Origin of the sequence: Aurantibacter sp., assembly GCF_042094015.1 — a bacterium.
GTDB lineage: Bacteria > Bacteroidota > Bacteroidia > Flavobacteriales > Flavobacteriaceae > Aurantibacter.
In genome coordinates this window covers 1-11,021 of sequence record NZ_JBELDZ010000079.1, presented here as the reverse complement: position 1 = coordinate 11,021, position 11,021 = coordinate 1, and the positions used below count along the sequence as shown (strand labels likewise).

The 11,021-nt window shown below is 26.7% G+C and carries 9 protein-coding genes and 2 pseudogenes; all 11 read right to left on the bottom strand.

Annotated features, from left to right (window positions below; translation table 11 throughout):
- Nucleotides 1–440, bottom strand: a pseudogene (locus ACFDSN_RS10330) (sugar transferase); the annotation flags it as partial.
- Between the two features lie 109 nt (nucleotides 441–549).
- Nucleotides 550–1,560, bottom strand: coding sequence for a glycosyltransferase family 4 protein (locus ACFDSN_RS10325; protein ID WP_375239773.1), 1,011 nt, complete (start codon nucleotides 1,558–1,560; stop codon nucleotides 550–552).
- Nucleotides 1,514–2,872 (bottom strand): O-antigen ligase family protein, encoded by a 1,359-nt coding sequence (locus ACFDSN_RS10320; protein WP_375239772.1) that lies wholly within the window; start codon nucleotides 2,870–2,872, stop codon nucleotides 1,514–1,516. Before ACFDSN_RS10320 ends, ACFDSN_RS10325 begins: the two co-directional genes overlap by 47 nt.
- Complete coding sequence (locus ACFDSN_RS10315) at nucleotides 2,872–3,951, bottom strand: glycosyltransferase (protein WP_375239771.1); 1,080 nt, start codon at nucleotides 3,949–3,951, stop codon at nucleotides 2,872–2,874. The genes ACFDSN_RS10320 and ACFDSN_RS10315 overlap by 1 nt, the downstream gene beginning before the upstream one ends.
- On the bottom strand, nucleotides 3,951–5,066 hold the full coding sequence (locus ACFDSN_RS10310; RefSeq protein WP_375239770.1) for a glycosyltransferase family 4 protein: 1,116 nt from the start codon (nucleotides 5,064–5,066) through the stop codon (nucleotides 3,951–3,953). Before ACFDSN_RS10310 ends, ACFDSN_RS10315 begins: the two co-directional genes overlap by 1 nt.
- Nucleotides 5,066–6,064 (bottom strand): glycosyltransferase family 2 protein, encoded by a 999-nt coding sequence (locus ACFDSN_RS10305; RefSeq protein ID WP_375239769.1) that lies wholly within the window; start codon nucleotides 6,062–6,064, stop codon nucleotides 5,066–5,068. The genes ACFDSN_RS10310 and ACFDSN_RS10305 overlap by 1 nt, the downstream gene beginning before the upstream one ends.
- Nucleotides 6,065–6,074: 10 nt before the next feature.
- The gene (locus ACFDSN_RS10300; RefSeq protein ID WP_375239768.1) at nucleotides 6,075–7,094 is read right to left on the bottom strand and encodes an exostosin family protein; all 1,020 of its coding nucleotides are present in this window, start codon (nucleotides 7,092–7,094) and stop codon (nucleotides 6,075–6,077) included.
- Entirely contained in the window at nucleotides 7,094–8,629 is a 1,536-nt protein-coding gene (locus ACFDSN_RS10295) for a glycosyltransferase family 2 protein (RefSeq protein WP_375239767.1), read from the bottom strand. Before ACFDSN_RS10295 ends, ACFDSN_RS10300 begins: the two co-directional genes overlap by 1 nt.
- The gene (locus ACFDSN_RS10290; protein WP_375239766.1) at nucleotides 8,626–9,585 is read right to left on the bottom strand and encodes a hypothetical protein; all 960 of its coding nucleotides are present in this window, start codon (nucleotides 9,583–9,585) and stop codon (nucleotides 8,626–8,628) included. The genes ACFDSN_RS10295 and ACFDSN_RS10290 overlap by 4 nt, the downstream gene beginning before the upstream one ends.
- A complete protein-coding gene (locus ACFDSN_RS10285; protein ID WP_375239765.1) occupies nucleotides 9,582–10,730 on the bottom strand; it encodes a glycosyltransferase family 4 protein in 1,149 nt (382 codons plus the stop codon). The genes ACFDSN_RS10290 and ACFDSN_RS10285 overlap by 4 nt, the downstream gene beginning before the upstream one ends.
- Nucleotides 10,730–11,021: pseudogene (locus tag ACFDSN_RS10280) on the bottom strand (hypothetical protein); the annotation flags it as partial. The pseudogene ACFDSN_RS10280 and the gene ACFDSN_RS10285, both read right to left, overlap by 1 nt.

The following is an 11,021-nucleotide window of genomic DNA, read 5'->3' as shown; positions in this document are numbered from 1 at the left end:
CCTACTAAAAGTACTCGTTTATAAAATCTAGGTGATGAAACCAATGTAATATAGGCATATCTCCAAAATAATAAAGGAATAAAAATTGCCAAGAAAAAATATAAAATCTGTAACCTATTATCTGGTAAAGATGGTGTAAAATATGGTGTTAGTAAATAAAATAAAACTGTTGTAGATGCTGTAAATGCAATGCTGGTAGTAATTGATTCTATTTTACTAGATTTTTGCAAATCATACAGCTCAAAAATAGTTCCGAATAGGATTAAATAACAGCCTAATATAAAAACCCATACCCAATTTTGATTATCAATTTTTATATAATTAAAATCAAAAACTTGGTTTAATAAAAAGAGAGAGATCCCAACAAAAAACAAGTCAAAAACGCGTAAAAGTATTTTACGTTCCGAAACTTCAAAATGTATGTTTTTGTTCTGAGTCAAATCTAAATTACGTGTTTGTTTGTAAATGAAATAAAACTAGATAAGAAAACCTAATATAGCGTACAAAGTTACGTTTTATTCGCTAAGAAGTAATCTATAGAATATTATATTATTTTAAGAGATTTAACCATAAACTCTTAACTGACTGCCAATCAAAACTTTCGGATTTTTTTCTGGCATTCTCAATTAATAAGTCTCTTTTGCTTTTATTATTATGTAATTCTATAATTGCTAAAGCAAATTCATTATCTAAATTTGGACTTATTAATAGACCATTGCAGTTCTGATCTATTAAATACGGTAATCCTCCAACATTTGTAGAAACAATTGGAAAACCTAACGTCATTGCCTCTATAACACTTACAGGCATATTGTCGAAATTTGTTGTATTAATAAAGTAATTGTATTTTTTAGATAATTCTATCCATTCGCCTTTAGTTAATTTACCTGTAAATTTAACTTCTACGTTTAAAGATTTTGCAAACAATTTTGTTTCTTGAAGAGATCCATCATTATCTGGACCAACCATACATAAAGATGCATTATATCCATTTTCTTTCAAAATTTTTAAAATAGAAACTGCTAATTTTGGATTATATAATGCCGAAAAAGATCTTACCCATAATAAATTTATAGATTTATATTGTTTTTCTATTAAAGGGTATTTTTCAATTTCTATAGTGTTTGGAATGACTTGAATGTTTTTATATCCCATAGCTTCAAAACTAATTTTTGTATAATTAGAAGGTGCTATGTTTTTGTACGCATATTTAAAAATAGACTGGCTTAATTTAGGCGAGTTCTTTAGACGATTTGGTAAGTTTCCGCCATGTAAAATTGGAATATATTTTAATTTAAACAACCTACAAAGTTGACTAATTACATAAGCATAATAAAAATTTAGAGTGCTATATGTATCTATTAAAACATAGTCTGTTTTTTTACGATTTTTAATTAATGAAATAATCATATCAAAAAATCTAAAAACCATATTTCTATATGAAGAAGCATAGGTAACTTTGTAATCTAATAATTCTAAATTACAACCTAATGTTTCTATAGTAGTTACCGTTTTATTCTTGTTCGATAACTTGTTTCCTATGTATAATAGGTTTTTCATTTACAACATGTAATAAAGATAATGCATAAATAAATGCTGGTGCAGCAATACGCATTGATGAGTGATTAATAGTTAAAAACCAAAAAGCATAGAATGAAAAAAAGAAAATATTATTTCTTAATCCAATCCGTAAAAATAATGGTGCTAGCAATAATATAATAAAACTTAATATTCCAAAGATACCATGCTCTGAAATAATTCTACTCATTTCATTATGAGAAGCTGCATGAACACCTGTTTTCTGAAATCTTATATCTTTAATTTTACCAACTCCAACCCCAAAAAAAGGATTGTTTTTAAATTCTTCAATTTCATTAAGAAACAAAACTCCTCTACCAGTTGTTACATCACTTTTAACTTGCCCTACGGAATTTTGATTTGCATAACGCTTATCAATAAAACCTTGAGTTTGAATTGAGGTATAAATCCATGTAAAAGCAGCTAACATTAAAAAGACAAAAGTTGATACTATTATTTTTGTTCTAACTTTTCTATTAGAAAATTTAAACATTAATGCAATAAATAAAAAGATCATTATAACAGCCGTAAAAACGCCACCACGACTAAATGTTGAAATTGCTCTAAATGAAAAAAGAGCTAATAACACTAAATCTATAATTTTTGACATACGTGTTTTACTAAAATAAAAGAACCTTACTGTCATTATAAACATTCCTAATCCAAGAACTGTTGATACTTGATTTGGTCCAAAACCACCAGAAGCTGCAAAATTTGAAGATGTTCCAGTAGCAATTCTTGCAACATCTGGGTTATATAAAATAATATAAGTAAGTGTAGTAACTAAAGGTAATACTAAGTATAGAAATAATTTATTTAAAATAATTTTATTTACTTTAAAACCATAACAAAAAATAGCTGCAATACCTAAACATACAGGTCCACTAAGATTAAATGCAATTGCTTTTCTTAAATTTAAAGCTCCTTCTACAGAATATAAGGTGACATATATTGCAGGAATTAAAAATAGAATATAAAAAATATAAGAAACTGCTTTTATATTAAAACCTCTATAAAACATACCAACTAAAGAGAAAACTATAACTAAATATTTACTGGCTTCATAAAAAACTGCTCCACCAGTCATTCTAATCATTACCTCAGAACCAACAATATAACAACAAGCATAAATAGCAAAATATGGCTTATTTGAGGCATTTGCTCCAAAAAGCTTAATTGTAAAGAAAGCAACAATACTTATAAAATAAACAAAGCTTAAACTTCTAAATAAGTATAATAATATACCTATAAAAATATGTATAAATAAAAGTTGTAAATATTTTGATGGATTCATTAACTTTTAATTTTATTATAAATCTGCAAAAGTGTTTTAATTACTGTTTCTTTTGAATATTCTTTATTTATTTTGTCGCTCAAATTTTTTCCAAAATATATTCTTTTTTCAGTGTCATTTATCAAACTTAATAATGCATTTTCTAATTGTACTTTATTATTTGATTTTATTAAAACACCATTAACATTATTAATTATCACCTTATTACAATCTCCAACGTCTGTACAAATTACTGGTAATTTTGCTAACCCATATTCCAAAACAGAAACTGGTAAGCCTTCATAAACAGAGGTTAAAACACCTATTTGGGATTGACTTAAAATATAATTTACATCCGTTTTTGCTCCATATAAAAATATAGAATTATCTAATCCTTTTGATAGAATAGAATTCTTAATTTGAGTAGAATATACATCTTTATAATCAGACCCTACAAAGTGTAAACTCCAATCTGGATGTTTTTTTAAAATAAGTTGAAATGCCTCTATTGCAAACAAATGATTTTTGGGAGCTCTTAAATTAGCTAATAACACAATACGCTTACCTTCTTCACCTTTTAACTTAGTTGTTTTATTTAGATTTGACTTTATTTCTGCAAAATTATTTAATACAGAAACTTTCCTAGGTGAAATGCGTCTCTCTAACCAATCTTTCATCTTGTTATTTACACAAAGAATACGATAAAAAAATAGTGAGCATAACTTTAAAGTTATACCTTGAAAAAAAGTAGAATCTGTTCTTTTCCCATTATGATCATGCCATATTAGTTTAAATTTTCCGCCAAAAATTTTCGCCAATGTTGCAAAAAAAAATGATGATGCATGAACATGTACAATTGTAATATTCTCTGATTTAATGAATTTATTAAAATATTTAATTGCTTTAAAGTCAAATATTTTAGTTTTCTTTAAAAATCTGTAATGAACTTTTGAATTAATTGTTGACTTTAATAAACCTTCTTTTCTAGTTACTACTAAATAAGATTCCACAGATTGATTAGCCAAAGCATTTGCAAAATTCACTGCAATTCTTTCTGCTCCTCCAGTTTGTAAAGAATCTATTAATTGAACTATTCTCATTATTTAATTACTAAAGCTTTAATATGTTCTTCAAAAACATCTAAGGTATATTTTTGGGACCAATTTAAAGCCAATTCTGCTTTTTCTGTTAGACGTTTTTTATTCTTTATTTCATTTATTAACAACTTACTTGCTTGGTCTAAATCTGGTTCAATTAAAAAACCTCTATTTCCATAATCCAACATATAAGGAACACAAGAAATTTTTGTTGCAATTGGAATAACTCCAAAAAACATAGCCTCAGCGAGTGCTTTTGGCCAACCTTCTGACTTAGAAGCTAAAATTGTGAAATGACTTCTTTTTAAATAATCTTGAACAGTATCTTTAGTTTGATTTCCATGTATGGTAATTCCTTTTAAATTATTATGCTTTATATATTTCTCTAATTTAGGTTTTAAAATGCCATCTCCAAATAAATTCAAAGTGCAATTAATATTACTTTTCTGTAATAATCCTATTAGTTTTATAGCAAATAAAGGCCTTTTTCCTTCAACTAAACTACCAACAAATACAAAATTAAGCTGCTTTGAATAATCTTTTGAGGTAAAAGGAATTTTATCTAAATCTTTATATGTAGCTGTAAAAAAAGATTTAATATTTTTTGATTGATTCTTCCAATTCCCATAAACTAAAACTTTTATATTTCTAGTTAATTTTGTATTTGAAAGTATCCATTTTTGAAACCTATAACTTTTTGGCTGTAGAGCTTTTGGGTCCCAATTACCAGCGTATTTAGCCGTTTTTATTTTTAAAGGAAATAAAAACTGAACTAAACAACCTAATAAACCTATATTACCTGGACATCTTAAATGAATGTGATCTGCTTTATAACATGCATTAATTAATTTAAAAAATATAATTGGTAAAACTAATAATGATATTATTATTCTTTTAGCAGATGTAAATGCAATTTCCGGAATTCCTGTCAATTTTATTGATTTATGCTGATAAGCTAAATCTATTTTTGTTGGTAATAAACGTGATACAGGCGCAACTATTTCTACATTATCTACATACTTCAGCCATAAATTCATTTCGCGTACATATGGAGCATAAGCGTATAACTTATGATCTGATGCTGTATGTAACGCATGTGAAATAATTAAAAAACGCATTATATAAATTTAGGCTTATTAAACAACAAAGATAACCAACCTATACATCTTCCTATGGTTTCTGTTAGCGCTTCTTTTTTTTGACTTGTAGTTACAATATTTGTTGCTCTAATAAAAGTTAGCAACAAAGCAGTAGCATTCCATTTTATTCGCGCTTTAATAGTTGGGCTAGGAAAACGTACTCTCCATACATACCAACCATTTCTTATAACCATTTTGCCATAACTAAATTTATTAGGTCGTCCTGAAGCGTTATGATAATGACCCAATTTAGCAGCCGTATTTACATATAAATCACCTAATTTAGATATCCTAAAAGTATAATCCGCATCTTCATACAAGCCATAACCTTCAAAATAAGTAGAAAACTTATGTTTATCTAAAATCGATTTTTTAAACGAAGAAACTCCTCCCATAAACTGTTCTACTTTATACGTCTTATTTGTTGGAGGTAAAAAACTCACTGATCTACCGTGAGAAAAAGAAGAACAATAACCTGGTTTTGCATCTGGTTCTAATCCTAATTTGCGTCTAGTTTTAAAACGAGATGGTTCTGTTCTTTTATAACCATCATTATAATAAAAATTTAAGTTAGTAGATATTCCGTCTGATTTTTCCCAATTAACTTCATTAGTAATATAACCACCAACTCCTAATGCATTAGGAAATTTTGAGTAAGTACCTATTAATGCTTCAAAATAATTTGGATCTAGAATTGTATCATCGTCTAAAAAACATACTATTTCAGTTTCTTCAAGAAGATTATTAATACCGTAATTACGTTGTTTTGTTAAGCCTCTATTAGCATTACCTACCTTAAGATAACGCAAATTATTAAATTTATTTAGTTGTAAAACCTTTTCTGTTTCTCTATCTACAGATCCATCTACAATAATAATATCGTTTGGGTATAAACTCTGCAAGTTGACAGAATCTAACAATTCACATAATGGTTTAGCACGCATATATGTACATATTATTAAAGTAAAATGGGGCATTTTTAGTAATTTAAGAAGTAAATATACTACTGATTTCTTTAAAATAAGAAATTCGTTGTAAACTATTTAACCATAGATTTCTATTACTAATTTGAAGAGATTTAAAACTCTCTAAATTAAACTGATTATGAAATTCTAAAATTTTAGATTCTAAGTGATCTATTTCGAATTCTTTTACAAGCACAACATGTTTAGACCAATCTATTTTAGATTCTAATGGAAATCTACAATCTGTATCTATTACAACTGGAATTCTACCCATTGCTAAAGTCTCATAAAATCTAACAGAAAAATTACCTACACCTCTAATACATAAAGTATATGCATTATTATACATATTATCATAAAACTCGTAGGTTGTTGATTCTTTTTGCATTTTAGAAATAACACCAGCTCTATATTTATTTCTAAAAATAAAATCTGTAATTATACCTTCCGTTTTTTCTAACTGTTTTAAATATTTAGCACGCTTATATCCTGAAGGGTAAAAAGATTGATAATCATTTTTTCCTGGATTAATTAATTGCTTTATATTAAGTTTTAAATATGCAATAAATTCTTTTATATATTTTTTACAACCAGATTCTGCGTGGCCAACAAAACCAATTGTTGGAATTTCTGGTCTAGAAACAGTTCCAAACTCTTTATTAAGAACAATGTAAGGATCATTTATAAATGAAGGTAATATGTAAGTATTTTTATTAAGCTTACTATTAAAACCACCTAACCTAAAATTAAAAACCGTAGTATCCTTTAATGTATAACCAAAATCACCAGCGGTATATACAAATAAAGGTTTAGAGTGTTTTATTGCTAATTCTTTTAAGGTTCTAAATTCATTTTTATGTGTAATAAATTTGTGATAAGCAATTGGTGAAATTATAACATCAGCTTCTTCCAACACATCTACTAAACAATAATAATCTTCTATTTTTTTATTTTTAACATAAACTAAATCAAACAATAAAGGAAAAACTTGTTTCCTAAAAGCTTCTGTTAAAAAAGTTTGATTAGTGTATATTTTAATCATTATTTTAATTTAGTTGACCACAATTGACTCTGTTTCCACTGCTTATTAAATAGTTTTACAGAACGAATAATATTAATACTTCTCTTAGATTTTAGTTGTCTTAAACCTAAAAGTAATTTATATCCTAATAATTGTTTAGACGTAAAATAGGATTGATATAAAAACTGAATAGTTGGTGATGGCAACGGTTTAATTTTTTCATTAGCCCAAGCCTGTGCCACTTTAGTTCTATAACCTCCAATTGGAGCTTTTAAATGTGTTACTTTTATACTTGCAAAATAGACTACATCTTCTCCCTGTAAACGTAATTGCATTCCAAAATCATTATCTTCACCATAATTAAACTCATATACTTTATTAAAAGCAACATTGTCTAACAAGCTAGTTTTTAAAATGGCGTTACCTGCTCCAAAAATAGACGTTTGTGCGGTTTTTAAATAGGTTTGAACTTCTTTTGGTTGTAAATAAACCGTTGTTCCAACTTGAGTTCCGTAGTTTTCAATTTCTGTAAATAAATCTTCAATTAAGGTAGAATTAAACCTATTATCATCATCTCCAAGAAAAGTCCATTCGCTTTTCACTTCTTTTAAAGCTTCATTTCTTGCGTTAACTACACCTGTTTGATGCGTAAATTTATGAATAATATGAAAAGGCCATTCTTCTTTTTTAATATAATCTAACTCTGTTACCGATTTTGGGTCTGGGTTTTGCTCAACAATTATAATACGTTTAGGTAAAATAGTTTGTGTTGAAAAATCTTTTAACACATTGTACAAATAAGACTTTCTACCCATTGTAGGAATAATAACATCTATTTCTTTAGAAGTAATTACTTGTCTTTTAGAGGCAACCTTAATGGTTTCTAAATCAAAATCTAAATGTTTTTGTTTAGAGAAAATTGTTTTAAGAAATGAAAATAATAGAAAACGTTTCTCGAAAACAATAAATGCTAAAAGCAAATACCAAGTCCAAACCCATTTATAATGCTCTTTTACAAACTTAAACAATATAGGTATAGAAGGTTTTTCATTACAAGAATTAATATTCTTATTAACTAGCTTCGGTTCAGAATAGCAAAACAAGCCTAATACATTTGAAGCTTTAGCAATAGAATTTAAAGTATAATTAAGTGAATTCTTGGGGTTTATTAGATTTTTAAGGGCTAACAATGTTGATGTATTGATGCCTCCAATAGAATCACTCATTAACCAAGTTGTAAAAGTGTTTTCTTTTTTTATTTTTAAATAAAAAGAACGTTCTACATAACCAATACCATTGTGTATGTAGTTTTTATCTGAAGGATTAAAAGATGCTAATACACGTTTATGATGAAAAATATAATCTAAAGAATTTAAATTTAAAACGGATTTTTGGTCTTGATGGCACCATATTAATAATTCGTCTTTATAAACTTCTGACAATCTTAATATAGAAGCCGTTAAAGTTTCTGTTTTAATAAATTTAAAAGATAAACTAGCAAACGTTTTGTCTAAAACATCTATTAAAATATCATTATTATGTATGGCAATTATCATAACACACTAATGGTTTTAAAAGGTTTATCTCCAATTATTGCAGCATATTTAGAAAACGCACTATTATACATTTTATCGGCTTTTAAAAAATAAACCGTTTCACTATTAGCTATAGTAAAAAAATCTAACATTGTTTTTAAATGAGCTTCTAAAGTACTTCCGCCATTGTAATTTTCCATATGAAATGGTTGACCTTCTAATATTTTAGTTTCAGTAGTTTTTGAAATGTAATTTAAAAAAATAGAACTATCTGAAAAACCATAAAATGGTATTACGCTTTGACTCATTAATTCATTTACATATTTTTTTAAATTAAGTAATAGTTTTTCTCTTTCTATCTCTGATATTTTAGCAGTTGTAGAATCAGAAAAATCACCCATAATACTTGTAAATCTGGTATGAAAACTATTATACTTTTCATCTTTTATAGTATTCAAAGCATTATTGAGTGTTGTTGTAGTTTTAAACAACGTATTAAAGTGATTTCTCCAACGAGAATTAACTTCATCTTCTGAAAGATTTGAAAGGTTCTTTTTAAGATAATCTATATTAGCATAAACAATAAATGTTGATGCATTAGAGTTTTTAATAACTTCTAAAGGGTTAAAATTGAAATTATTTATACAGTTAATAATTCTTGTATTAAATGGATTATACTTTACATTAGACGTATTTATTTGCCAATCAACTTTATTTGGTTCTAAAAAAGTATTTAATAAAAATGGATTAGTAAATTGAATATAAAAATTATAATCTAAAGTCTTTGATACATCATAAAAAGAAATAATTCCTTTTAATCGGTCTACTAAACCACCATGAGGAATCACTCCATTAAAGCAAATTATTATTTGCTTTTTCTGATTTTTTTTGCTAAAATTTAATTGTTTTAGATGATACCTTAAAACTTTTAAATCTCTTAATTGTTTTCCTATATGTTTTTTTAAATTATTAATCATGAATTAATTATAGACGTATAGTATTCTATATTTTGACTAGCATTTTTGGTAATATCAAATTTTAATTCAACCTGATTCCTTGCTTCTTTTCCTATTGTTAGACAAAGATCATGATTGTCTAACAAATTAACAACTTGTTTTGCATATAAAGCTATATCTGTTGGATGTACTAAGAAACCATCTTTTCCGTTATTTATTAATTCTTGAGCCCAACCAATATTTGTATTTACCACAGGTTTTTGTAAAGCCATAGACTCTATAGTTACCATACCTAAAGTTTCTGCAAAACTTGGAAACGTACATACATGTGCATTTTTAATATAGTTTTTCACTTTACTATATGGTACCTTACCTAAATAATTAACCTGTTTTAAAGCTTGTTCAGAAAAAACATTTTCAATTAACTTATATGTAGATGCTTTACCAGTCTTAATATCCGATGCATCAGATCCAATTAGGACTAATTCAGCATTAGGATTGGTTTTAATAATTTCGTTAAAAATATGAGCAAGTTCAAAAACACCTTTTTTTCTAATTATTGTTCCTATATAAAGTATCATTCCATCTTTATAAACCAATGGTGAATCGTTTTCAAAGTTTTCTAATTGCAATCCATAATGAATGGTCTTTATTTTAGTTTCATCTAACCCAAATATTTTAGCTGTTTCATTTCCTGCAAAAGTTGTTGGCGCTATAAATGCTTTTGCTTTTTTTATAGCTAGTTTTTCAAAAATGAAATTTTTAGACTTTTGTTTTCTATTATCCAATTTACAAAAATAGGCATCACTACCATGGAATCTAATAACTAAAGGCGCATTTAAATTCATAAAAGCTGTTATTCCTGTCCAATCTGGCGCTTCTATTATATCTATTTTTTGCTTCTTAATTTCTTTATTTAAATAACTTTGAAGAAATTTTCGGTACTTATACCAAGTAAACAACTTATAAGTTCTTTTTGCTATAAGATGAATTATAACACCATCTTCTTCATAAATAGCATCTTCAGTTTGGTGATAAACATAAACTGATACTTTTTGCCCTTTTTCTACTAAAGCAATAGCTAGGTTTTTAATACTTGTAGCTATTCCAGCAGCATGGCTAACACGACTACTTGGATATTCGGATGTTAAATAAGCTATATGCATTAAAAAAAACGTTTAATTAAATATTTTGTAAAAATTTCTGCACCATAAATGTTCATATGTCCGCAAGTACTAAAATATTTATCTTCAACAACTACATGTTCTAAATTGATTACTTCTGGATATATAGATTCTATATTTTTAAAATAATCTTTACTGCCCAAAGCCTGTTTGCAAATAGGAGTTGTAAAAGATATCAAATGTACATTTTTCTCTTTACATAAAGCTTTTATCAAGTCGTAGTATTTATTCTTTTTTGGAGTAAAAGAACTTATATTATAATTAAAATCTTGA